The organism is Streptomyces sp. NPDC006261 (assembly GCF_040613515.1).
Classification (GTDB): domain Bacteria; phylum Actinomycetota; class Actinomycetes; order Streptomycetales; family Streptomycetaceae; genus Streptomyces.
The window spans coordinates 1-22,610 of sequence record NZ_JBEXSI010000016.1 but is presented as its reverse complement, the minus strand read 5'-3'; the positions used below and the strand labels follow the sequence as shown (position 1 = coordinate 22,610).

At 71.7% G+C, this 22,610-nt stretch carries 20 protein-coding genes and 2 pseudogenes; 12 read left to right on the top strand and 10 right to left on the bottom strand.

What is annotated here, in order from left to right; genetic code table 11:
- Nucleotides 1-2,178, bottom strand: coding sequence for a DEAD/DEAH box helicase (locus ABZ154_RS12840; protein WP_356831824.1), 2,178 nt, complete (start codon nt 2,176-2,178; stop codon nt 1-3).
- Between the two features lie 637 nt (nt 2,179-2,815).
- Here ABZ154_RS12840 and ABZ154_RS12835 point away from each other — a divergent pair.
- The 4 genes from ABZ154_RS12835 (at nt 2,816) to ABZ154_RS12820 (ending at nt 4,828) form a co-directional block, all read left to right on the top strand.
- Nucleotides 2,816-3,610, top strand: a complete 795-nt coding sequence (locus tag ABZ154_RS12835; protein ID WP_356831822.1) for a VOC family protein — start codon at nt 2,816-2,818, stop codon at nt 3,608-3,610.
- 93 nt (nt 3,611-3,703) lie between these two features.
- The gene (locus tag ABZ154_RS12830; RefSeq protein ID WP_356831820.1) at nt 3,704-3,958 is read left to right on the top strand and encodes a WhiB family transcriptional regulator; all 255 of its coding nucleotides are present in this window, start codon (nt 3,704-3,706) and stop codon (nt 3,956-3,958) included.
- Nucleotides 3,959-4,139: 181 nt separating this feature from the next.
- Nucleotides 4,140-4,448, top strand: a complete 309-nt coding sequence (locus tag ABZ154_RS12825; RefSeq protein ID WP_356831818.1) for a GMC family oxidoreductase N-terminal domain-containing protein — start codon at nt 4,140-4,142, stop codon at nt 4,446-4,448.
- The gene (locus tag ABZ154_RS12820) at nt 4,364-4,828 is read left to right on the top strand and encodes a GMC family oxidoreductase N-terminal domain-containing protein (RefSeq protein ID WP_356831816.1); all 465 of its coding nucleotides are present in this window, start codon (nt 4,364-4,366) and stop codon (nt 4,826-4,828) included. The genes ABZ154_RS12825 and ABZ154_RS12820 overlap by 85 nt, the downstream gene beginning before the upstream one ends.
- Before the next feature lie 27 nt (nt 4,829-4,855).
- Here ABZ154_RS12820 and ABZ154_RS12815 read toward each other — a convergent pair whose 3' ends face one another.
- From ABZ154_RS12815 to ABZ154_RS12795, 5 genes are all read right to left on the bottom strand, one after another.
- Complete coding sequence (locus ABZ154_RS12815; protein ID WP_356831814.1) at nt 4,856-5,830, bottom strand: acyl-ACP desaturase; 975 nt, start codon at nt 5,828-5,830, stop codon at nt 4,856-4,858.
- Between the two features lie 181 nt (nt 5,831-6,011).
- Entirely contained in the window at nt 6,012-8,297 is a 2,286-nt protein-coding gene (locus ABZ154_RS12810; protein ID WP_356831812.1) for an excinuclease ABC subunit UvrA, read from the bottom strand.
- Between the two features lie 67 nt (nt 8,298-8,364).
- The gene (locus ABZ154_RS12805; protein WP_356831810.1) at nt 8,365-9,996 is read right to left on the bottom strand and encodes an ABC-F family ATP-binding cassette domain-containing protein; all 1,632 of its coding nucleotides are present in this window, start codon (nt 9,994-9,996) and stop codon (nt 8,365-8,367) included.
- 274 nt (nt 9,997-10,270) lie between these two features.
- Complete coding sequence (locus ABZ154_RS12800) at nt 10,271-10,687, bottom strand: SsgA family sporulation/cell division regulator (protein WP_356831808.1); 417 nt, start codon at nt 10,685-10,687, stop codon at nt 10,271-10,273.
- Between the two features lie 227 nt (nt 10,688-10,914).
- The gene (locus tag ABZ154_RS12795) at nt 10,915-11,217 is read right to left on the bottom strand and encodes a YciI family protein (protein ID WP_356831806.1); all 303 of its coding nucleotides are present in this window, start codon (nt 11,215-11,217) and stop codon (nt 10,915-10,917) included.
- Between the two features lie 53 nt (nt 11,218-11,270).
- Between ABZ154_RS12795 and ABZ154_RS12790 the strand changes: the two genes are divergently transcribed.
- Nucleotides 11,271-11,963 (top strand): endonuclease V, encoded by a 693-nt coding sequence (locus tag ABZ154_RS12790; RefSeq protein WP_356831804.1) that lies wholly within the window; start codon nt 11,271-11,273, stop codon nt 11,961-11,963.
- A 93-nt stretch (nt 11,964-12,056) separates the two neighbouring features.
- Nucleotides 12,057-12,200 carry a hypothetical protein gene (locus ABZ154_RS12785; protein WP_356831802.1) on the top strand — a complete coding sequence of 48 codons (144 nt, stop codon included), beginning with the start codon at nt 12,057-12,059 and terminating at the stop codon, nt 12,198-12,200.
- A gap of 10 nt (nt 12,201-12,210) precedes the next feature.
- On the opposite strand, the gene ABZ154_RS12780 is transcribed toward ABZ154_RS12785, so the two are convergent.
- Nucleotides 12,211-13,401 (bottom strand): saccharopine dehydrogenase NADP-binding domain-containing protein, encoded by a 1,191-nt coding sequence (locus ABZ154_RS12780; protein ID WP_356831800.1) that lies wholly within the window; start codon nt 13,399-13,401, stop codon nt 12,211-12,213.
- 229 nt (nt 13,402-13,630) lie between these two features.
- Here ABZ154_RS12780 and ABZ154_RS12775 point away from each other — a divergent pair, with 229 nt between their 5' ends.
- The 4 genes from ABZ154_RS12775 to ABZ154_RS12760 are packed head-to-tail and all read left to right on the top strand — an operon-like array spanning nt 13,631 to nt 19,390.
- On the top strand, nt 13,631-14,764 hold the full coding sequence (locus ABZ154_RS12775; protein WP_356831798.1) for a CaiB/BaiF CoA-transferase family protein: 1,134 nt from the start codon (nt 13,631-13,633) through the stop codon (nt 14,762-14,764).
- An 8-nt stretch (nt 14,765-14,772) separates the two neighbouring features.
- Complete coding sequence (locus ABZ154_RS12770; protein WP_356831796.1) at nt 14,773-15,915, top strand: acyl-CoA dehydrogenase family protein; 1,143 nt, start codon at nt 14,773-14,775, stop codon at nt 15,913-15,915.
- Between the two features lie 44 nt (nt 15,916-15,959).
- Nucleotides 15,960-17,174, top strand: a complete 1,215-nt coding sequence (locus ABZ154_RS12765) for an acetyl-CoA C-acetyltransferase (protein ID WP_356831794.1) — start codon at nt 15,960-15,962, stop codon at nt 17,172-17,174.
- Between the two features lie 44 nt (nt 17,175-17,218).
- Nucleotides 17,219-19,390, top strand: coding sequence for a 3-hydroxyacyl-CoA dehydrogenase NAD-binding domain-containing protein (locus ABZ154_RS12760; protein ID WP_356831792.1), 2,172 nt, complete (start codon nt 17,219-17,221; stop codon nt 19,388-19,390).
- A gap of 24 nt (nt 19,391-19,414) precedes the next feature.
- Here the strand turns inward: ABZ154_RS12760 and ABZ154_RS12755 are convergent, their stop codons facing one another.
- Nucleotides 19,415-20,146, bottom strand: a complete 732-nt coding sequence (locus tag ABZ154_RS12755) for a MerR family transcriptional regulator (RefSeq protein ID WP_356831790.1) — start codon at nt 20,144-20,146, stop codon at nt 19,415-19,417.
- Between the two features lie 121 nt (nt 20,147-20,267).
- Nucleotides 20,268-20,417: an XRE family transcriptional regulator gene (locus ABZ154_RS12750; RefSeq protein WP_356831788.1), complete on the bottom strand. Its 150-nt coding sequence runs from the start codon at nt 20,415-20,417 to the stop codon at nt 20,268-20,270.
- Between ABZ154_RS12750 and ABZ154_RS12745 the strand changes: the two are divergent.
- Nucleotides 20,407-20,701, top strand: a pseudogene (locus ABZ154_RS12745) (Appr-1-p processing protein); the annotation flags it as partial. The gene ABZ154_RS12750 and the pseudogene ABZ154_RS12745 overlap by 11 nt on opposite strands.
- 140 nt (nt 20,702-20,841) lie before the next feature.
- A complete protein-coding gene (locus ABZ154_RS12740) occupies nt 20,842-21,717 on the top strand; it encodes an oxygenase MpaB family protein (RefSeq protein ID WP_356831786.1) in 876 nt (291 codons plus the stop codon).
- A gap of 86 nt (nt 21,718-21,803) precedes the next feature.
- On the opposite strand, the pseudogene ABZ154_RS12735 reads toward ABZ154_RS12740, so the two are convergent.
- Nucleotides 21,804-22,051, bottom strand: a pseudogene (locus ABZ154_RS12735) (M1 family peptidase); the annotation flags it as partial.
- Nucleotides 22,052-22,610 lie beyond the last annotated feature (559 nt).

The following is a 22,610-nucleotide window of genomic DNA, read 5'->3' as shown; positions in this document are numbered from 1 at the left end:
TCACTCCGGGCGGGTCAGCCGCTGCTGCTCCTCCTCGACGATCCGGCGGGCCAGCTCACCGTCGGAGACGTCGACGGCGTCCGGCGCGGCCTCCGCGAGGTCGCTGCGCCGCGCGTAAGCGTCGAAGAGCCGGTCCTTGCGGGCCAGCAGCTCCACCATGCGCTGGTCGACGCTGTCCGTCGCGAGCAGCCGGTGCACCTGGACCGTGCGCACCTGCCCCATCCGGTGGGCGCGGGCGACGGCCTGGTGCTCCAGGGCCGGCTTGATCTGCGGCTCGCACAGGATGACCACCGACGCGGCCTGCATGTTCAGTCCGGTACCGCCGGCCTGGATCTGGCTCAACAGCACCGCGTGCCCGTCGGCGGCGGAGAAGGCGTCGACCAGCTCCTGCCGCCGGGCGGCCGGCAGGCTCCCCGAGACCGATCCGAACGCGTCCGGCCCCAGCGCCTCGCCGACTGTGGCCAGCACCTCGCGGAAGTAGGAGAAGACGACGACCTTGAGCCCGTTGCCCCGTGCCTCGTCGACCAGTTCGCGCAGCCGCTCCAGCTTGGCCGAGGCGGCGGGGTCGGCGTACGCGGCCCGGCGCATCCGCATGAACTGCCCCGACGCCACCGCTTCCCGGTACGCCTCCAGATCCCCGGCGCTGAACTCCTCCCACTCGTCCACGTGCACGAGGGCCGGGAGTTCGGCGAGGACATCCACCTGGTTGCGGCGCAGATAGGCCGGGGCGACCGCCCGCCGGAAGGCCTGCGAACCGGCGGCGCCGTGCGTCGTACGCACCGCATCGGCCATATCCGGCCGGAGTTGGCGCACCAGGCTCCGGAACTCCTCCACCCGGTTCTCCATCGGCGTCCCGGTGAGGAACAGGACGTGGTCCGCGCGCTCCGCCCGGACGGCGACCGCCTGTGCCCGCCGGGTGGCGGGGTTCTTCACGAAGTGCGCCTCGTCCACGACCAGCATCGCGAGGGGAATGCTCTCCTCGGGGAGGGTGCGCAGCGCGTCGAACGTGGTCAGCGCGACCCCACCACCCGTCCGCCACTCCGCGAACGCGTCCAGCCGCTCCGGCCCGTGCAGCGGCAGCGCGCGCAGGGTGGAACGGGCCCGGATCTCCCGGCTCCAGTTGATCAGCACGCTGGCCGGGCACACCACCAGGAAGCGGCTCTCTCCCCGCGCCGCGAGATGGGCGATGGCGGCGATGGCCTGCACGGTCTTGCCGAGCCCCATCTCGTCCCCGAGGACGACCCGCTTCTGTGCCAGCGCGAAGCGCGCTCCGAACGACTGGTAGCCGCGCAGGGAGACCCGTAGGTGCGTGTCATCGAGCCGGAGGGCCCGCACCCGGTCCGCGATCCCGGCGGGCAGGAACCCCTCGGCGGCGTCCCGGTCCGGGCCGCCGCCCGACAGCTCGGCGAGCAGGCTGTAGTACTCGGCGGACCGCAGCTCGAAGTCCACCCACGCCCCTGGCGCCGGCTCCGGTGCCCGCAGCAGATCGACCGAGACCTGGCCGAAGAGCATCGGCAGCCCCTGGTCCGCCGCCTCCGTGAGCGCCGCACCCAGGGCGGCCACCGCGTCGAGCACCCGGGCCCGCACCTGCCTGCCGGTGAACAGCATCCGCAGCCGGCTACCGGCCGGTGCTGCGGCGGTCACCAGGGGGGCGAGCCGCTCGGCCAGCCGCCGTGCCGCCTCCACCGCCCGCCGCGCGTCCGGACCGGCCTCGACCAGCCGGTGCAGGGCGACGACCAGCGCGGTCGTCGTCTCGTCCGGGGCGTCCATGTCGATCCGTACCGAGACGGTCTCGCGCACCGCATCGGCGATCTGCCCGGCGGCCGCCAGCGCCTGATCGGCCGTGTGCGCCCCGACTCCGGGGATCAGCCGCAGCTCGTAGCGGGCCGTGCCGTGTACCTGCCCGACGGTCGTGAAACCGGCCTGTTCGAGAGCGCCGAGGCGCAGTCGGCCCTCCGTGACGTCCTTCAGCCGGGCGACCGGGATGGCGGCCAGCCCCCGTTCGACCAGGGAGGCCAGGAGCGGGTCGAGGACGGCCCGTACGGCGTCGACGGCGCGGGCGTGGTCCTCCCGCACGGCACGGGCCCGGATGAGCAGGGCCTCCGCCCCGGTCAGCCGCTCACGGGCGGCCCGGCCCGTGGTCGCCGGGCGAGCGGTCCTGGCCCCCGTGTCGGTCATCGTCGCTCTCGCCGCCGTCGGAAACTGGTCTTCTCGCCGTGCGCCGCCATCGGAAGGGGTCTCTCCGCCGAGTGCGCCGCGACCGGCAGGTGGTGGTCCGTTCGCTGTACGCCGCCATCGTCCCACGGCCCACCGACAGCTCCCGGTGCCCCGACAGCCCGGCCCGCCGACGGCCCCGGCGCCCCGGGCCCGCTACCGGGCGGGCGGCCGCCGTTCCGTCGGGGAGAGCAGCAGCACCTCCAGGCCCGTCCGCAGGCCGTGCGCCGACTCACCGTCGTTGAGCGCCTAGGCCTCGGCCCGCACCCGGAACCAACTCCGCTCCCAGCACGGCCGGTTCGACGGTCGTACGGTCGGTGGACGCGGGCAGCGGCGGCAGCGACCCGGGGTCGCCCTCGCCCGGACGGGCCCAGGCGAGGAGTACCTTGCCGCCGCTCCTGGAGGAGGCCCGCCGGGTCGCCGAGACGGGTTTCCCGGCCCTGGGGGTGCGGCGCTGACCTGCAAAGAGGCGGGGCAGCGGCCCCGGTCGGCCCCGTGCGGACTGCGGTTGTCAGGCGCCGGTGCGAGACTCGACGGGACAGGGAACAGCCCCGCACCGCCGTGGCGGGCGGGGCCACGGGATCCGCTGAAGGAGCACGCCATGCTCAACCCCGCCTTCCCCGACGGAGCACCCAACTGGGTCGATCTCGGCACGCCCGACGTCGACGGGGCCACCGCCTTCTACGGCGGACTCCTCGGCTGGGAGCACGTCTCCGGCGGCCCCGAGGTCGGGGGGTACGGGATGTTCACCCTGGACGGTCACACCGTCGGCGGTGTCATGGCGGTCCCCGAGGAGCAGTCCTCCAGCGCCTGGTCCCTCTACTTCCAGTCGCCCGACATCGACACCACCGCCCAACTGGTGACCCGGGCCGGTGGCCGCTCCGCCGTCGAGCCGATGGACGTCCTCGACTACGGCCGGATGGGAGCGTTCACGGACCCGGCCGGGGCCTACTTCGGCGTATGGCAGCCGCGGCAGAACCCCGGCCTCGGCGTCATCCAGCAGCCGGGCTCGCTCCTCTGGGCCGAGCTGTACACCCCGGACGTCCCGGCGGCGGCCAGGTTCTTCGGCGACGTCTTCGGCTGGAAGACCGAAGCGCTGAAGGTGGAGGGCACCGAGTACGTCTACACCACGGTCCATCCCGCGGGTGCCGGACCGGAGCTCTCGTTCGGCGGCCTGGTCACGATGAGCGACGTCCCGGCCGAGGCAGCGCGCGGCCCGCACTGGATGCCGTACTTCGCGGTCGAGGACGTGGAGGCGACGGTGGACGCCGCGAAGGCGCTCGGCGGGGCGGAGGCGCTGCCGGCGATGGAGGTGCCGGGCGTCGGCACCATGGCCAACGTCTCCGATCCGTTCGGGGCGGTCTTCGCGGTGATGAAGCCCCAGCCGAGGCAGTAGAAGGGGGAGCGCCGACGCCGTGTCACGGCCCCGCGCCGGACGATTGATGAATCGTTGATCAGTCGTTTATCGAGCCGGGGCACCGTAGGTCCCATGCTGATCAACATGGTGACCGAGGACGCGCTCGACTGGCAGGAGACCGCGTTGTGCGCGCAGGCCGGACCCGAGTTCTTCTTCCCGGCCCCGGGCAGTTCGACGCGCGAGGCCAAGCAGCTCTGCGGAGCCTGCGAGGGCCGCGTGGCCTGCCTGGAGTACGCCCTCGCCAACGACGAGCGGTTCGGTGTCTGGGGCGGGCTCTCCGAGAAGGAGCGCGAGCGGCTGCGCAGGAAAGAGAGGCAACAGGGCTGACCGGGCAGGGGAATCGCCATGAGCACCGCCTACGACTACATCGTCGTCGGCGCCGGATCGGCGGGCTGTGTCCCGGCCGCCCGGCTCTCCGAGGACCCGACGGTCAAAGTCGCGCTGGTCGAATCCGGCGGGCGCGACCGGAAGCCGGAGATCGGCATTCCGGCGGCCTTCCCCGAAGCTGTTGAAGACTCCGTACGACTGGGATCTGCACACCGTGCCGCAGCCGGGCCTCGGCGTCCGCGAGCTGTACTGGCCGCGCGGCCACTGCCTCGGCGGGTCCTCGTCCATCAACGCCATGATGTGGGTGCGCGGACACCGCGGACGACTACGACACACCTGGGCGCGGAGCGCGGGGGATGACTGGTCCCTCGACACGCTCGTACGGTACTTCCGGCGAGCGGAGCAGTGGACAGGGCCCACCGGCGACAGCACCGTCCACGGCACCGAGGGGCCGCTCTTCATCTCCCGCCCCGGGGCCCGAGCCCGCTGAGCGCCGCGTTCCTGGCCGCCTGCCGGTCCGGCGGACTGCCGCAGCTGCCCGAACTCAACGTGCCCGAGCACAGCGGCTGTTCCCTCACCCCGCTCAACCAGCGCCGGAGCCGCCGCTGGAGCGCCGCCGACGGCTACCTGAAGCGGGCCGCCCGCTGGGCCGACCTCGACATCCTCACCGGCGCCCGCGTGGCTCTAACCCGGGCGTGGTCGACGACACGGAGCCGGCCCCGGCTCCGTGACCGCTGGGGCGGGCGTCACCCGGCCCGGCACGATCCCCCCATGACCGAAGCACAGCCGCACTCAGCTGCGGATGCTGCGCCAGCACCCCTGCGGCGACGTACGCCATGTGGCGTACGCGCAGTCACGGCAGTGGAGTGACAGGCGCGGGGCGGCGAAGCTATGGCGTCAGGCGCGGCCGCGCGCGGTCATCCGCGCCTTGCGGGCGGCGAGCTTCTCGTCGAACTTCGACGCCTCGCTGTCCAGCCCGCCCATGTACAGGCCGAGCTCCTCCTGCGCCTTCACACCCTCCGGGCCGAGCCCGTCGATGTCCATGACCTTCAGATGGCGCAGCACCGGCTGGATGACGTCGTCGTGGTGGATGCGCATGTTGTAGATCTCGCCGATCGCCATCTGCGCGGCGGCCCGCTCGAAGCCGGGCATGCCGTGTCCGGGCATCCGGAAGTTGACGACGACGTCACGCACGGCCTGCATGGTCAGGTCCGGGGCCAGCTCGAAGGCGGCGCCCAGGAGGTTGCGGTAGAAGACCATGTGCAGGTTCTCGTCGGTGGCGATCCGGGCGAGCATCCGGTCGCAGACCGGGTCACCGGACTGGTGGCCGGTGTTGCGGTGGGAGACGCGGGTGGCCAGCTCCTGGAAGGCGACGTACGCGACGGAGTGCAGCATCGAGTGCCGGTTGTCCGACTCGAAGCCCTCCGCCATGTGCGCCATGCGGAACTGCTCCAGCTTGTCCGGGTCGACGGCGCGCGAGGTGAGCAGGTAGTCGCGCATCACGATGCCGTGGCGGCCCTCCTCGGCGGTCCAGCGGTGCACCCAGGTGCCCCAGGCGCCGTCGCGGCCGAAGAGGGAGGCGATCTCGTGGTGGTAGCTGGGGAGGTTGTCCTCGGTGAGGAGGTTCACCACGAGCGCGATCTTGCCGATGTCGGTCACCTTGGACTGGTCCGCCGACCACGCCTCGCCGTCCTCGAAGACGCCGGGGAAGTTCCGGCCGTCGGAGAAGGGGACGTACTCGTGGGGCATCCAGTCCTTGGCGACCTTGAGATGGCGGTTGAGTTCCTTCTCCACCACCTCTTCCAGCGCGTACAGCAGCTGGGCGTCGGTCCACGCCTTCGAACTGCCGAGGTGGGGAGAGGTGATCGTCACGGGGAGCTCCTGGGGACGGGAGAATTACCTACGGCTTCGTAGGTTACGTGACCGTAGGTTAAAGCGACGTTAAGGGCAAAGCCAAGCCCGTCCCCGCGGGCACCTGATCACGCACCGTTATGTGTCCGGCTCGCGGCGGGCTTCCGTGAACTGCGCGACGTCGTCGACGGGCCTTCGCCGGTCAGCGGGGATCCTCGGGCAGGCCCAGGTCCCGGCGCAGATACCGGGCGGTAACCGAGGTGCGGTCCGCCAGAAGCCTCTCCGGCGTCCCTGCGAAGACCAGCTCGCCGCCCTTCTTCCCGCCGTCCGGGCCGAGGTCGATCACCCAGTCCGCCCGCTTGAGCACCTCCAGGTTGTGCTCGACGCAGATCACCGTGTTCCCCGCGTCGACGAGCCGGTCCAGCAGATCCACCAGCGCCCCCGTGTCGGCCAGGTGCAGCCCGGTCGTCGGCTCGTCCAGGACGTACACGCTGGAGGTGCGGTGCAGCTGGGTGGCGAGCTTGATCCGCTGGCGCTCGCCGCCGGAGAGCGTGCTGAGCGGCTGTCCGAGGGTGAGGTAGGTGAGGCCGACCTGGTCGAGTGTGCGCAGCTTCCGCAGCAGCGCGCGGTCCTCGAACAGCCCGACCGCCTGCGCCGCCGTCATCTCCAGCACGTCGACGATGGACCGGCCGCCGACCCGGTGCTTCAGCACGTCGTCGTGGAACCGGCGGCCCTCGCACTCCTGGCAGGTGGTGGTGACCGGGTCCATGAACGCCAGGTCGGTGGAGATCACCCCGCGGCCCGAGCAACCCGGGCAGGCGCCGGCGGAGTTGAAGCTGAACAGCCCCGCGTCGACGCCGTTCTCCCGGGCGAAGACCTTGCGGATGGTGTCCAGTGCGCCGATGTACGAGGCCGGGGTGGAGCGGGAGGAAGCGGTGATGGCGCTCTGGTCGATGACCACCGTGTGCGGGTGGGCCGCCGTGAACACCTCCGAGACCAGCGTCGACTTGCCCGACCCCGCCACACCGGTCACCACGGTCAGCACCCCGGTGGGGAACGACGCGTCCAGCCCCTTGAGGTTGTGCAGATCGGCGCCCCGGACCGGGAGCTGCCCGGTGGGGGAGCGGAACTCGCTCTTGATGGTGGTCCGTCGACGCAGGCACCGGCCGGTGAGCGTGTCCGCCTCGCGCAACCGGTCGAACGGCCCCTCGAAGACGACGTGGCCTCCCTCCGACCCGGCGCGCGGGCCCATGTCGACGATGTGGTCCGCGACCGCCATCACATCCGGGTCGTGCTCGACCACCAGCACCGTGTTGCCCTTGTCGCGCAGCCGCACCAGCAGATCACCGAGCCGCGCGACGTCCCGTGGATGCAGCCCGACGCTCGGCTCGTCGAAGACGAAGGTCAGCCCGGTCAGCGAACTCCCCAGGTGCCGGACCATCTTGAGCCGCTGTCCCTCGCCGCCCGAGAGGGTGGTCGTCTCCCGGTCCAGGCTGAGGTATCCGAGCCCGATCCCCACGAGCCGCTCCAGCCGCTCACGGGCCGCCGCCGCGATCGGGCCGCCCACCGGATCGTCGATCCCGGCCAGTACGCCGACGAGATCGGCGACCTCCATCCTCCCGTAGTCGGCGGGCGAGAGCCCGTCGATGCGGGTGGCGAGCGCCGCCGCGTTCAGCCGTGCCCCGCCGCAGGAGGCGCAGACCCGCTCGACGGTGAACCGGTCGGCCGCCGCACGCCGCTTGTCGGACAGCGATGCCGTGTCCCGCTTGAGGTACAGCCGCTCGAACCGCGCCACCACCCCCTCGAACCGCATATCGGCCGAAGCGGTCCGCATGTCGACGCGGACCGTGAACCCCGAACCGTGGAGCAGAAGTCGACGCTCCTCCTCGCCGAACTCGGACAGGGGCAGATCGTTGTCGAACCGTCCCGACCCGCCGTACAGGTTCCACTCCCAGCTGCCCACCGAGAGGCCGGGCAGCAGCAGCGCCCCCTCGTTCAGCGACTTCGACCAGTCCACCGCCCGGTCCAGGTCGAGCCGGACGGTACGCCCCACCCCGTCGCACTCCGGGCACATCCCCGCCGGGTCGTTGAAGGAGTACGCGGTGGCCCCGCCGGCGCTCGGGGCGCCGTACCGGGAGAACAGCACCCGGATCACCGACCAGATGTCCGTCGCCGTGCCCACGGTCGAGCGGATGTTGCCGCCCAGCGGCTTCTGGTCGATGACGACGGCCACGGACAGGTCCTCCATGGACTCGGCCCGTGGCCGCTCGTACTTGGGCAGCCGGTTCCGCAGGAACGAGGTGAAGGTCTCGTTCAGCTGCCGCTGGGACTCCACGGCGATCGTGTCGAAGACGACCGACGACTTCCCCGAGCCGGAGACCCCGGTGAAGACGGTGATCCGGCCCTTGGGCAGGGTGAGGGAGACGTCGCGCAGATTGTTCTCGTGCGCTCCGGTGATGACGATGCCGCGCTCGGTGCTGTGATCCATGTCGACGACGCTAGGCGGGATACCCGACAGCTTCTGTCGCCTTTTCCCGGAGATCCTTCGCGGCCGCTCACCGCCCCGCGCGCACCTCCTCGGGAGTCGTGTCCCGCAGCTCCCCGTCCAGCCGCAGCCACCGGGTGATGCCGATCGCCTCCAGGAACGGAACGTCGTGGCTCGCCACGATCAGCGCCCCCTCGTACGCCTCCAGCGCCTCGGTCAGCTGCCGTGCACTCGCCAGGTCGAGGCTGTTCGTCGGCTCGTCCAGCAGCAGCAGCCGGGGTGCCGGGTCGGCCAGCAGCAGCATCGCCAGCGTCGCCCGGAAGCGCTCCCCGCCCGACAGCGTTCCGGCCGGATGGCCGGCGGCTCCCCCCTTGAAGAGGAAGCGCGCGAGCCGGGCCCGGACGCCGTTGTCCGTCAGGCCGGGGGCCGAGCGCTTCACGTTGTCCACCACCGACAGCGCGTCGTCCAGCGTGTCCAGCCGCTGCGGGAGGAAGCCCAGCGGCACCAGCGTCGTCGCCTCACCGGAGATCGGGGTGACCTCACCCGCGATCGTCCGCAGCAGCGCGGTCTTGCCCGCTCCGTTGCGCCCGGTGAGCGCAATGCGTTCCGGCCCACTTACCGTCAACTCCCCGCGCAGGGGCGGCCCGTAGGGCGGTACCGGATCACGCAGGTGCTGCACCTCGTTCCCCGGACGCACCCGCGTCGTCGGCAGCTCGATGCGGATCTCCTCGTCCTCGCGCACGGCCGACTCCGCCTCGTCGAGCCGCTCCCTGGCTTCCGCCAGCCGCTCGGTGTGCAGGATGCGGTGCTTGCCGGCCGACTCCTGGGCGGACCGTTTGCGCTGGCCCATCACGACCTTGGGCTCCCGCTTGGTGTCCCACATCTTCTGCCCGTAGCGCTTGCGCCGGGCCAACTTCACGTGTGCTTGGACCAGTTCGCGCTTCTGCCGCTGAACATCGGATTCCGCGGCCCGCACCATCCGCTGCGCCGCCTCCTGCTCGACGGCGAGCGCCTCCTCGTACGCCGAGAGGTTTCCGCCGTACCAGGTGACCGAGCCCTCGCGCAGATCCGCGATCCGGTCGACCCGCTCGAGCAGCTCCCGGTCGTGGCTCACCAGGAGCAGCGCTCCCCTCCAGGCGTCGACCGCGTCGTACAGCCGCTTGCGGGCGACCGCGTCCAGATTGTTCGTCGGCTCGTCCAGCAGCAGCACCCCGGGGCGGGCCAGGAGCAGGGCGGCCAGCCGCAGGAGCACGCACTCGCCGCCGGACATCTGCCCGACGGTGCGGTCCAGGCCGATGTGGCCGAGGCCGAGCCCGTGCAGGGCGGCACGGGCGCGCTGCTCCACGTCCCAGTCGTCGCCGATCACCGTGAAGAGCTCCTCGCGCACGTCGCCCGCCTCGACGGCGTCGATCGCCGCCCGCCGGTCGGCGATGCCCAGCACCTGGTCGACCCGCAGCGCGGTGTCCAGGGTCACGGTCTGCGGCAGGTATCCGAGGCCGCCACGAGTGCTGATCTCGCCCGCCAGCGGGGCGAGTTCACCGGCGATCAGCCCCAACAGGGTCGATTTGCCGCACCCGTTGGGTCCGATGAGCCCGGTGCGCCCGGGGCCCACGGTGAGGTCGAAGCCGGCGAGGACCTCGGTGCCGTCGGGCCAGGAGAAAGAAAGGGAGGTACAGCTGATGTGGGTGTCGGACGCGGACATACGGATCTCCCGTGTACGTCGGGGAAGCGAGCTGAGGACGGCTGACGAGCTGAGATCGCACACGGGCGCCTGGGGCCACGACGGGGCGTGGCGGCGGCGCTGCACGGTGCGGGGGACCTCAGATCAGCAACGTCCTTCTCCGATCCGGCGACAACAGGAACAGTCACGAACGTAGAACCGGGGGGCACGTCCCGGCAACGGGTTTTTCGGCAGTGCGGCTATGAGGCTGCGCGGCCGTTCAGCTGTGCCGCTCAGAGGTGCAGCGGCCCGCCGCTCAGCAGGCGCCACCGAGCAGATCGGTCAGGTTGCGGTCCAGATCCAGATAGCGGTATTCGTCACCCGCCGGCACCAGCTCCTGCGCCCGCTCCAGGAAGCGGCGCAGCTCCGCCGTGCGTACATGCACCATGGCGATGCCCTCGGCCGCGTGGAACTCCAGCACCGTCCGCTCGTACCCGAACGGCCTGACCCGGACGTCCCCCTCCCCGGCGGGGGTGTCGACCCCTGCCGTCAGCAGCTCACGGGAGAACTCCCAGGACACCTCGGTCCCCTCCAGGGTCGCCGGGGCCGGAAACGCCATGCGCACGGCGAAGGGGTCCTTGCGGTCGTAACTCAGAGTGGCCGGCAGGGTTTCCATCCGCGGGGCGGACGCGACCATGCGGGCCTGCACGGACTGCTCGATAACGCTGGACAAGACCTGCTCCCTCTCGCGGCTGGGTGAACGGTTCCCGGCATTGGAGTAGACGACGGAACGCATCGATCCGTGCACCGGCGGGTGGCGTGAGCTGCGTCACCGCCCACGCGCCGCCTCTCCTCGCACTCTCCTGCACCCCCGCCCTCCTGCCCGCTTCTCGGCGGCGCACCCGGACCGGCGTACGCTCCGGCCGGCACGAAGCCCGGGAAAGAAGTCGCCCGCCCTGCCTACCGGTCCGGCAACTCCTGCTGGAAAGAGGCGAGTTCGGATGCCGTCTTGGTCGCGATGAATTCGGTGATCCGGTAGGCGCAGACCCTGTGCGCGGCGAAGGGGTCGGCCGCGGCGATCGCCTCGATCCGCTCCCTGCCCTCCCCGACGGCGAGGATCACCCCGCCGTCCCGGGGGTTCTTGCGGCCCGACGCGATGAAGACGCCTGCCGCGTACTGCTCGTCCAGCCAGGCGACGTGCTCCTTCATCAGCGCGTCCGCGCGCTCGACGGGAGCCGTGTAGGTCAATTCGAGTACGAACATGATCGTCAGGCTACGGGAACGGGGGTGCTCCGGCACCGCCTAAGCTGCTGGTCATGACGACACAGCCCACTCCCGCCCATGAGACCCCCGCAGACGAAGCCGAGGGCCGGGCGATCCAGGACCGCCTGCGCGGCCTCGTGGTGCTGGACGAGCCGGGCCCGGCGCCCGGGGCCGGTCTGGTGACCGGGGTCGACGTGGCGTACGACGAGGAGAAGGACGTCGTCGTCGCGGCGGCCGTGGTGCTGGACGCCGAGACGCTGGAGACCGTGGACGAGGCCACCGCGGTCGGCAGGATCACCTTCCCGTACGTCCCCGGGCTGCTGGCCTTCCGCGAGATCCCCACCGTTCTGGAGGCCCTGAAGTCGCTGACCGCCGACCCCGGCGTCGTCATCTGCGACGGGTACGGCCTCGCCCACCCGCGCCGCTTCGGGCTCGCCAGCCACCTGGGCGTGCTCACCGGGCTGCCCGTGATCGGGGTCGGCAAGAACCCGTTCACCTTCACGTACGAGGCCCCCGGTCCCCGGCGCGGCGACTTCTCCCCGCTGGTGGACGGCGACGAGGTGGTGGGCCGGGCGCTGCGCACCCAGGAGAACACCAACCCGGTCTTCGTCTCCGTCGGCCACCGGATCAGCCTCGACAACGCCTGCGCCCACACCCTGCTCCTGGCCCGCCGCTTCCGCCAGCCGGAGAGCACCCGCCGGGCGGACGCGCTGTGCCGGCAGACCCTGGGGGAAGCGACCGCCTGAGGGCCGCCGCTACCGCGGGATTCGGTTGAGCAGCTGTTCGACTGAGTATCTGTACGGATGGCATAAATCGATCTTGGTGGGCAGGCTGAACGTATGAACACCTCTCGCACAGTCGTCCGCCCTATGCCCCTCGACCCCGCCCAGCGGCGTATCGCGCTCGGTATGGCGCTCGGCGGGGTCGTCGGCCTCGTCTGGCTGGGCGCGATGCTCTACACGCTGGCCAGCTGGATTTTCTAGCGCGGCCCGTTCACCGCACCGCCGCCACCCGGAAGCGCAGCCCCGCCGCCGTCAGGCGTTCCAGCAGCGCGTCGCCCATCGCCGTCGCCGTCGTGACCTGGCCGGAGGTGTCCGGGAGCCTGTCCAGGGCGAGGCAGAGGGCCGACTCGGCGAGCATTTTGGCCGTCTCGTCGTAGCCCGGATCGCCGCCGGACACCTCGGTGAAGACCCGCCGGCCGCCGCCCTCCCCGACGAAGCGGACGGTGAACCAGCTCCGCTGACGGCGCTCCGCGTCCGGCCCCTGCCCCGCCTCGTACCGCCCCATCAGCCAGTCGCGTACCGGCCCCGCCTGGGCCGCGGCGATCAGTGCACCGACCGCCGCGGGTCCGCCGAGGGCCATCGGCAGCGTCTTGACCGAGGCGAAGTGGCGGTAGCGGAAGTCGGGGCCGTACCGTTCCAGCGCCCTCGCGGAGCGGCCCACGACCGCCGGGTCCACGGTCGGCAGCGGCAGCGCCCAGGTGCCGGTGGCCCCGTTGTAGTGCGGGGAGCCCGCCGGGGTGCGGACCCGGCGACCCACCTGGCGGGGCTCGTGCAGGCGCCGCTCCCGGGCGGCGAGCAGCATCTGAGGGCCGCGGCCCATCGCGGTGAGCGCCGAGGCGAACGTACCGCCGGAGAACACGGCGTTGCTGCGGACGAAGCCGTCGACGGTCAGCGGCACGCCCTCGGGCAGTTGCTTGACCGTGAAGTACGCCCCGAGGTCATGGGGTACGGAGTCGAAGCCGCAGGCATGCACGATACGGGCGCCCGTCTCCCGGGCCCGTGCGTCGTGGCGCACATAGGTCCGGTCGATGAACTCCGCCTCGCCGGTGAGGTCCAGGTAGTCCGTCCCGGCCTCGGCGCAGGCGGCGACCAGCTTCTCGCCGTACAGGATGTACGGGCCCACGGTCGTGGCCACCACCCGTGCCGAGGTGGCGAGATCACGCAGGGCGCTCTCGTCGTCCGCATCGGTCTCCAGCAACGAGAGCTCGGCGCAGCCCGGTTCGATCGCGGCGAGCCGTTCGCGCAGCCGTCGCAGCTTGGTGCGGCTGCGGCCGGCCAACCCCCAGCGCAGCCCCTCGGGGGCGTGCGTCGCCAGGTACTCCGCCGTGAGCACTCCCACGAAGCCGGTGGCACCGAAAAGGACGACGTCCAGGGGGCGGGCGGCCCTTTTCTGCCTGTTCACGAGTACCTCCGGGGGGCGAGGGGACGGGTGGAGACGTGGCAGGCAGGGTAGCGGAGGGGGCCGTAGGGAGTGCGACCGGGCGGGCTCGGGCGTGGAACGTCCGGCGGGGATGCGAGAGGATCGCGGAAAGAACTAAGCGCTTGCTCGGCTCGGGGGGTTGTGCCGAGCGGGGTGCGTTCTTAGCATCGTTGATGTTACATCGGTTGTGTCACACCCTGGGGGCTCACGGATGGCAAGGACCGGGCACGGCCCGCTGACGGGAATCCGGGTCGTCGAGCTGGCGGGCATCGGCCCCGGACCGTTCGCGGCGATGCTCCTGGCGGACCTCGGAGCCGACGTCGTACGCGTCGACCGGCCCGGCGGAGCGGCCCTCGGCATCGATCCGGCGTACGACCTCACCAACCGCAACAAGCGCTCCGTCCTCGTCGACCTCAAGGGCGAGGGCGGCCCCGGCCGTGTACTCGACCTGGCCGAACGCGCCGACATCCTCATCGAGGGGTACCGCCCCGGCATCGCGGAGCGGCTCGGCGTCGGGCCCGACGCCTGCCTCGCCCGCAACCCGAAGCTGGTCTACGGGCGGATGACCGGCTGGGGCCAGGACGGCCCGCTGGCGCAGAGGGCCGGGCACGACGTCGCGTACCTGGCCCTCACCGGCACCCTCTCCATGATCGGCAAGCCGGACGAGCCGCCCGTGGTCCCCGCCAACCTGGTCGGCGACTACGCGGGCGGCTCGCTCTACCTCGTCGTCGGGGTCCTCGCCGCTCTCCAGCACGCCCGCACCCCCGGCGGCGCCGGCCAGGTGGTGGACGCGGCGATCGTCGACGGCGCCGCCCACCTCGCCTCGATGATCCACGGCATGCTGGCCGCCGGGAGCTGGCAGGACCGGCGCGGCGCCAACCTGCTGGACGGCGGCTGCCCCTTCTACGGCACCTACGCCACCTCCGACGGCGGCCACATGGCGGTCGGCCCGCTGGAGGGGCGGTTCTACGCCGAGTTCATCGGCCTGCTCGGGCTCGCGGACGCCTTCCCCGACCGGTGGGACCTGGCCCGCTGGGACGAGCTGCGCGCCGCCGTGACCGAGCGCTTTCTCACCCGTACGCGGGTGGAGTGGACCGAGGTGTTCGACGGCACCGACGCCTGCGTCGCCCCCGTGCTCTCCCTCCGCGAGGCGCCGCACCACCCCCACCTCGCCGCCCGCTCCACCTACGTCGACCACGGCGGCATCACCCAGCCCGCCCCCGCCCCGCGCTTCTCCGCCACCCCTGTCTCCGTCCGCAGCGGCCCCGCACTACCGGGCGCTGACACGGACGCGGTCGCCGCCGACTGGGACGTACCGGGGCTCCGGCCCCACCCTCACGACTAGGAGACCCCGTGCAACGCCAGATCTTCACCGAGGAGCACGACGCGTTCCGCGAGACCGTCCGGGCCTTCCTGGCCAAGGAGGTGCTCCCGTACTACGAGCAGTGGGAGCAGGACGGCATCGTCTCGCGCGACGCGTGGCTGGCCGCCGGGCGCGCCGGGCTCCTCGGCCTCGCCGTCCCCGAGGGGTACGGGGGCGGCGGCTCCACCGACTTCCGCTACAGCGCCGTCCTCGCCGAGGAGTTCACCCGGGCCGGGGCGCCGGGCCTCGCGATCGGCCTGCACAACGACATCATCGGCCCCTACCTCACCGGCCTCGCCACCGAGGAGCAGAAGCAGCGCTGGCTGCCCGGCTTCTGCAGCGGCGAGACCATCACCGCCATCGCCATGACCGAGCCGGGCGCCGGATCCGACCTCCAGGCCATCCGCACCACCGCCGAGGACAAGGGCGACCACTGGCTGCTCAACGGCTCGAAGACGTTCATCTCCAACGGCATCCTCGCCGACCTGGTGATCGTCGTCGCCAAGACCACTCCCGACGGCGGTGCGAAGGGGCTCTCGCTGATCGTCGTCGAGCGCGGGGCCGAAGGGTTCGGGCGCGGCCGTAACCTCGACAAGATCGGCCAGAAGTCGCAGGACACCGCCGAGTTGTTCTTCGACGACGTCCGCGTCCCGAAGGGGAACCTCCTCGGCGAACTCGACGGCGCCTTCATCCACCTGATGACCAACCTGGCCCAGGAGCGCATGGGCATAGCGGTCGCCGGAATCGCCGCGGCCGAACACCTGCTGGAGATCACCACGCGGTACGTCAAGGAGCGCGAGGCCTTCGGGCGGCCGCTCTCCAAGCTCCAGCACATCCGGTTCGAGATCGCGGAGATGGCCACCGAGTGCGCCGTCACCCGGACCTTCCTGGACCGGTGCATCGTCGACCACTCCGACGGTGTCCTCGACGCCGTCCACGCCTCCATGGCCAAGTGGTGGGCCACCGAACTGCAGAAGCGCGTCGCCGACCGCTGTCTCCAACTCCACGGCGGATACGGCTACATGAGCGAGTACAAGGTCGCCAAGGCGTTCACCGACGGCCGTATCCAGACCATCTACGGCGGCACGACCGAGATCATGAAGGAGATCATCGGCCGCTCGCTGCTCGCCTGACGACCTCTCCGCCCTCCCTCTCCACCCCTCGAAAGGCAGCTGTCTTGAGTACCGAAGCATTCGTCTACGACGCGATCCGCACCCCGCGCGGCCGCGGCAAGGCCAACGGCGCCCTGCACGGCACCAAGCCGATCGACCTGGTCGTCGGCCTCATCCACGAGATCCAGGGCCGCTTCCCGGACCTGGACCCGGCCGCCATCGACGACATCGTCCTCGGTGTGGTCAGCCCGCTCGGCGACCAGGGCTCCGACATCGCCCGCATCGCCGCCATCGCCGCCGGTCTCCCCGACTCCGTCGCCGGGGTCCAGGAGAACCGCTTCTGTGCATCGGGCCTCGAAGCGGTCAACCTGGCCGCCGCCAAGGTCCGTTCGGGCTGGGAAGACCTCGTCCTGGCCGGGGGCGTCGAGTCGATGTCCCGGGTGCCGATGGGCTCCGACGGCGGGGCCTGGGCCATGGACCCGATGACCAATTTCGAGACCGGCTTCGCCCCGCAGGGCATCGGCGCCGACCTCATCGCCACCATCGAGGGCTTCAGCCGCCGCGACGTCGACGAGTACGCCGCCCTCTCGCAGGAGCGCGCCGCCGCAGCCTGGAAGGACGGCCGCTTCGCCCGCTCCGTCGTCCCGGTCAAGGACCGCAACGGCCTCGTCGTCCTCGACCACGACGAGCACCTGCGCCCCGGCACCACCGCCGACTCCCTCGCCGGCCTCAAGCCGTCCTTCGCCGCCATCGGCGACATGGGCGGCTTCGACGCGGTGGCGCTCCAGAAGTACCACTGGGTCGAGAAGATCGACCACGTCCACCACGCGGGCAACTCCTCCGGCATCGTCGACGGCGCCGCTCTCGTCGCCATCGGCTCGAAGGAGGTCGGCGAGCGCTACGGCCTCACCCCGCGGGCCCGCGTCGTCTCCGCCGCAGTCTCCGGCTCCGAGCCCACCATCATGCTCACCGGCCCCGCCCCCGCCACCCGCAAGGCGCTCGCCAAGGCCGGACTCACCATCGACGACATCGACCTCGTCGAGATCAACGAAGCCTTCGCCGGAGTCGTCCTGCGCTTCGTCAAGGACATGGGCCTGACCCTGGACAAGGTCAACGTCAACGGCGGCGCCATCGCGCTCGGCCACCCCCTCGGCGCGACCGGCGCGATGATCCTCGGCACCGTCATCGACGAACTGGAGCGGCGCGACCAGCAGTTCGGCCTGGTCACCCTCTGCGTCGGCGGCGGCATGGGCGTCGCGACCATCGTCGAACGCATCTGACCCGTCCTGCCCCGGCCACCCCTGCTTACGGAGAAGACACCGACATGACCGACAGCACCACCATCCGCTGGGAACAGGACGAGACCGGCGTCGTCACCCTCGTCCTCGACGACCCGAAGCAGTCCGCGAACACGATGAACCAGGCTTTCAAGGACTCCATCGCGGCGATCGCGGACCGCGCGGAGGCCGAGAAGGACTCCATCCGCGGCATCATCTACACCTCCGCCAAGAAGACCTTCTTCGCGGGCGGCGACCTCAAGGACATGATCAAGGTCGGCCCCGAGAACGCCCAGGCCGCCTTCGACACCGGCACCGCGATCAAGCGCTCGCTGCGCCGCATCGAGACCCTCGGCAAGCCCGTCGTCGCCGCCATCAACGGCGCGGCCCTCGGCGGCGGTTACGAAATCGCGCTCGCCTCCCACCACCGCGTCGCCCTCGACGCCCCCGGCTCCCGCATCGGCCTCCCCGAAGTCACCCTCGGGCTGCTCCCGGCGGGCGGCGGCGTCACCCGTACCGTACGCCTCATGGGCATCGCGGACGCCCTGCTCAAGGTGCTCCTCCAGGGCACCCAGTACACCCCGCAGCGCGCTCTGGAAAACGGCCTCGTCCACGAAGTCGCCGCCACCCGCGAGGAGATGCTGGAGAAGGCCCGCGCCTTCATCGACGCCCACCCCGAGTCCCGGCAGCCCTGGGACGTCAAGGGCTACCGCATCCCCGGCGGCACCCCGTCCAACCCGAAGTTCGCCGCCAACCTCCCCGCGTTTCCCGCCAACTTGAAGAAGCAGATCGCCGGCGCGCCCATGCCCGCGCCACGCAACATCCTGGCGGCGGCCGTCGAGGGCTCCCAGGTCGACTTCGAGACCGCCCTGACCATCGAGGCCCGGTACTTCACCGAGCTGGTCACCGGCCAGGTCTCCAAGAACATGATCCAGGCGTTCTTCTTCGACCTCCAGGCCGTCAACTCCGGTGCCAACCGCCCCCAGGGCATCCCCGACCGCCCGGTCCGCAAGGTCGCCGTCCTCGGCGCCGGGATGATGGGCGCGGGCATCGCCTACTCCTGTGCCAAGGCCGGGATCGACGTCGTCCTCAAGGACGTCTCCACCGAGGCGGCCGCCAAGGGCAAAACGTACAGCGAGAAGCTGCTCGCGAAGGCGCTCTCCCGGGGCCGTACGACGGAGGCGAAGCGCGAGACGCTGCTGGCCCGGATCACCCCGACCGGCGACGCGGCCGACCTCGCGGGCTGTGACGCGGTGATCGAGGCAGTCTTCGAGGACACCGCGCTCAAGCACAAGGTGTTCCAGGAGATCCAGGACGTCATCGAGCCCGACGCCCTGCTCTGCTCCAACACCTCCACCCTTCCGATCGCGGTCCTCGCCGAAGGCGTCTCGCGCCCCGTCGACTTCGTCGGGCTGCACTTCTTCTCGCCCGTCGACAAGATGCCACTGGTCGAGATCATCAAGGGCGAGCGGACCGGCGACGAGGCGCTGGCCCGCGCCTTCGACCTGGTACGACGCATCAAGAAGACGCCGATCGTCGTCAACGACTCGCGCGGCTTCTTCACCTCGCGTGTCATCGGCCAGTTCATCAACGAGGGCGTAGCGATGATCGGCGAGGGTGTGGAGCCCGCCTCGATCGAACAGGCCGCCGCGCAGTCCGGCTACCCGGCCAAGGTGCTCTCCCTGATGGACGAGCTGACCCTGACCCTGCCCCGCAAGATCCGCAACGAGACCAAGCGGGCGGTGGAGGAGGCCGGCGGCACCTGGCCCGGCCACCCCTCGGACGAGGTCATCGACCGCATGGTCGACGAGTTCGGCCGCCCGGGCCGCAGCGGGGGAGCGGGCTTCTACGACTATGACGAGGAGGGCAGGCGCACCGGCCTGTGGCCCGGCCTGCGCGAGCACTTCGCCAAGCCGGACGCGAACGTGCCCTTCGAGGACATGAAGGAGCGGATGCTCTTCTCCGAGGCCCTGGACAGCGTCCGCTGCCTGGAGGAGAACGTCCTCATCTCCGTCGCCGACGCCAACATCGGCTCCATCATGGGCATCGGCTTCCCGCCGTGGACCGGCGGCGTCCTCCAGTACATCAACGGGTACGAGGGCGGCCTGCCCGGTTTCGTGGCCCGCGCCCGGGAACTCGCCGAGCGCTACGGTGACCGGTTCCTGCCGCCCGCGCTGCTCGTGGAGAAGGCCGAGAAGGGCGAGACCTTCCACGACTGACCCCGTCCCGGGGCGCGTTCACCATCACTCGGTGGTGAACGCGCTCCGCAGCTCTTCCTTCAGCGACCGCTGAAACGCCGTCACCAGTGCCTGCACCACGATCGGTTGCATGTGGGCCGACAGTGACTTCATCGCCGCCACATGCTCCGGATCGCCCTCGCGCTCCCGGTACGGGTTCCACACCTCGTCCCGGAACAGCCGCGTCATCTCCTGGGCGGCCGACCGGGTGTGCTCCAGCAGCACCGTCCGCGCCGCCAGGATCGTCTCGTGCGCGATCGGTACGTCCAGCAGCTCCACCCCGAGCCGCAGCAGCCCGAGGTCCACCCGGTACGCCCCGCCGTCCCCCTCCGGCCGCACCAGCACCCCCATCGCCGCCAGCCGATCCACATCCGGCTCCGCAAGCGCCCGCCCCGCCCGCCGCTCCAGCTCCGCCCGCGTCAGGTCCTCCGCCGTGTCCGGCGCCCAGGACGCCACCAGTGCCCGGTGGATCGCCAGGTCGTGGGCGCTCAGGTCGGGCGGCAACTGCTCCAGATAGCGCTCGATGGCGGCGAGCGTCATGCCCTGGTGCTGGAGCTCCTCGATCAGCGCGAGCCGGGAGAGGTGATCGGCCCCGTAGTGCCCGACCCGGCGCGGCCCGATGACCGGAGGCGGCAGCAGGCCCCGGGTGCTGTAGAACCGCACGGTACGTACCGTGACTCCGGCGCGCGCCGCCAGCTCGTCCACCGTGAGCGTGGGCTCGTCGGTCCCCGTCGCCATCTCTGCTCCCCGCAGTCGAACGCTTGTATCGGACAGTGCTGCTGTCTCACCACTACTGTGAAAGTCTCCGGCACCGCGGCCCCGCCGTCCACCCCGGCCTGTTGATGCTCCTATCGGGCTGTCAAGCGGCGGTTAGCCGGTCTCGGTAGGCGTTGGCCAGGGTGTCGTCACGGTGGGTGCCGTGTTCGATGCACGAGGTGACTGCGGGCCAGACGCTGAAATGACCGGCGACGGCGGTGAGGGTGATGTTCTTGGCCCGGCGCGCGGGCAACGACTTCGCCCTGGGGAGCGGTCCAGTTCGTCCAGGTCGGCCCGTATCTCTGGGTGGCCAACATGGTCGGCCAGCGGGGGATGCGCACCGGCAGCAAGGGCGTGCCCGTGCGGTACGAGGCCCTCGGCGCCGTGGCCGTCCGGGCGGGCGAGCTCGGAGCCGCGGTCCATATGCCGCGCATAGGCTGCGGCCTCGCGGGCGGCACGTGGTCGCGCGTCGAGCCGATCGTCGAGGGGCGCCTGATCCGGGAAGGCGTGCCCGTGACCGTGTACGACCACCACTGACCGGGACGCCGGCGGCCCCGGACCCCGCCACCACGTTCCTCCCGTCCGCGAGGGATCATGGAGGGAAGGGACGGGCAGCGCACGGCAGGCCCGCCGGGAGTGCGGGAGCACCGGATGACCAGCGCGAAGGACAGCACCGGATGACCAGCGCGAAGGACATCGAGGAGCCTTTCCCGCCTCCGCCCGGCGGGGTCCTGTGGAGCCTGTCAGGTGACATCCGGGCCCTGCTGATGCTGCCCGCCGCCCTCACCCTCCAGGTCGCCCACCCCGCCGTCGGCGCGGGCGTCGACGAGCACTCCGTCTTCCGCACCGACCCCTGGGGGCGCGGCGAACGCTCCCTGCGTTCGCTCCAGCTCTGGGTGTACGGCGGAGCGGAGGCCACCGAGGAGGGCCGCAGGCTGCGCCGGCTCCACCGCACCATCCAGGGCACCGACACCCGGGGCCGCGCGTACCACGCCCTGACACCCGCCAACTACGCCTGGGTGCACGCCACCGGCTTCCCCGTCTACCGGCACGCGGCCCGCTATCTGATCCGGCCGATGACCCCCGCGCAGGAACGTGCCCTGTACGCGGAGTGGCTCCAGGTCGGCCGGATCCTCGGCATCCACGACCGGGACATGCCGCAGACGATCGAGGAGTTCTGGCCGTACTGGGAGAAGTTGCTCGCCGGGGAGATCGAGGCGACGACCGTGGTGCGCGAACTGGTCGACGTCGATCAGCCCGTACCGCCGCCGGACCGCGGCCCGTGGCCGCTGCGGATGGTACTGCGGGCTCTGTGGCCGGTGCTCCTGCCGCCGCTGGCCCGCGGTCGGCGCTTCGTCACCATCGGACTCATGCCGCCGGACGCCCGCGCGGCGATCGGCCTGCCGTGGACGGCGGCCCAGGAGAAGCGGCTGCGGCGGCTCTGCGCGGTGCTACGGGTCGTCGTACCCGCGCTTCCGGAGCGGCTGCGGTATCTGCCGATGGCACGGGCGGCCCGCGCCGCGCACGCCACCGGGGGCCTCGGGAACGGCTGAACCCCACCGCTCCGAGGGCCCCCGATGGAGCGTGTACAGCGGGGCAGCGATGGACGTGACCGCGTCCGCCGGCCGCTTCGGCGAGCCCCGAAGTCGAGGTCGGAGCGGGGCAGGTCCTGCGTGGTGGTGGCGAGGATCGTCGGGTGCCCTCCAGCAGGTCGGCCGCCGACCGGTACGTCAGCCGGAGGTCGTAGTGGGAGCCGTCGCAGTCTCCGCTGGCCGGGTAGTAGGGGTCGCCGATACCCGGGGCGCCCACGGTGCCGGTGGAGGCCGATGCCGGGGATCGCCGGCGGGTGGCCGCCAGAGCGCTGCGGCCGATGAGTCCGCGGTGCACGCATACTCCACGTCGTCGGGACGGTCGACCGGGCGGAGGTTGTGGCCGACCGGTCGTGGGACCGGGCGGGGGGCGGTTCCGACCGGTCAGGAAGAAGGCTGAGCAGCCCGCCAGGCAGGGCGGTCGATTCCGGGCATCTCTGTCACACGATCGCCATGCCCTCGTCACGACCGGCAATGATCGCCCCCTGTTGCACAAGAGTTGACCCGGGTAACGTCCGCCGCACCGCCAGACCGGCGGGCACCGCTGTGCCCGGGGCTCCTGGCCCGCTCCGACCGCGCTCCCCCTCTGCTCCGACCCCGCTCCTGCTCCGTTCGTACTCGGCTCGTACTCCGGGAGGCAGCCGCCGATGACCCCTCGCATCGCCCGCGCGCTCCGCATGCTCAGCCCGCACCCGTGGCTCGGACCGGTCGCGCACCCCGGCCGCCCGCCGTCCGATGTGCGGCGGCGGAGCCTGGCGCTCCGGCGCCCCGGCGCGGGGGGGGGCGGGGGGGGGTGGGCGGGGGGCGGCCCCGGAGCGCACGCCCCCGCCCACGCCCACAAGGGAGGGGGTGGGGGT

Bases quoted from the DNA above. Each gene is read 5' to 3' on its own strand.
- ABZ154_RS12795 (WP_356831806.1), bottom strand. From the start codon at position 11,217: ATGTTCGTACTCGAATTGACCTACACGGCTCCCGTCGAGCGCGCGGAC.
- ABZ154_RS12835 (WP_356831822.1), top strand. From the start codon at position 2,816: ATGCTCAACCCCGCCTTCCCCGACGGAGCACCCAACTGGGTCGATCTC.
- ABZ154_RS12755 (WP_356831790.1), bottom strand. From the start codon at position 20,146: ATGGCGACGGGGACCGACGAGCCCACGCTCACGGTGGACGAGCTGGCG.
- ABZ154_RS12775 (WP_356831798.1), top strand. From the start codon at position 13,631: ATGGCAAGGACCGGGCACGGCCCGCTGACGGGAATCCGGGTCGTCGAG.
- ABZ154_RS12805 (WP_356831810.1), bottom strand. From the start codon at position 9,996: ATGTCCGCGTCCGACACCCACATCAGCTGTACCTCCCTTTCTTTCTCC.
- ABZ154_RS12740 (WP_356831786.1), top strand. From the start codon at position 20,842: ATGACCAGCGCGAAGGACATCGAGGAGCCTTTCCCGCCTCCGCCCGGC.
- ABZ154_RS12790 (WP_356831804.1), top strand. From the start codon at position 11,271: ATGACGACACAGCCCACTCCCGCCCATGAGACCCCCGCAGACGAAGCC.
- ABZ154_RS12840 (WP_356831824.1), bottom strand. From the start codon at position 2,178: ATGACCGACACGGGGGCCAGGACCGCTCGCCCGGCGACCACGGGCCGG.
- ABZ154_RS12810 (WP_356831812.1), bottom strand. From the start codon at position 8,297: ATGGATCACAGCACCGAGCGCGGCATCGTCATCACCGGAGCGCACGAG.
- ABZ154_RS12760 (WP_356831792.1), top strand. From the start codon at position 17,219: ATGACCGACAGCACCACCATCCGCTGGGAACAGGACGAGACCGGCGTC.
- ABZ154_RS12785 (WP_356831802.1), top strand. From the start codon at position 12,057: ATGAACACCTCTCGCACAGTCGTCCGCCCTATGCCCCTCGACCCCGCC.
- ABZ154_RS12830 (WP_356831820.1), top strand. From the start codon at position 3,704: ATGCTGATCAACATGGTGACCGAGGACGCGCTCGACTGGCAGGAGACC.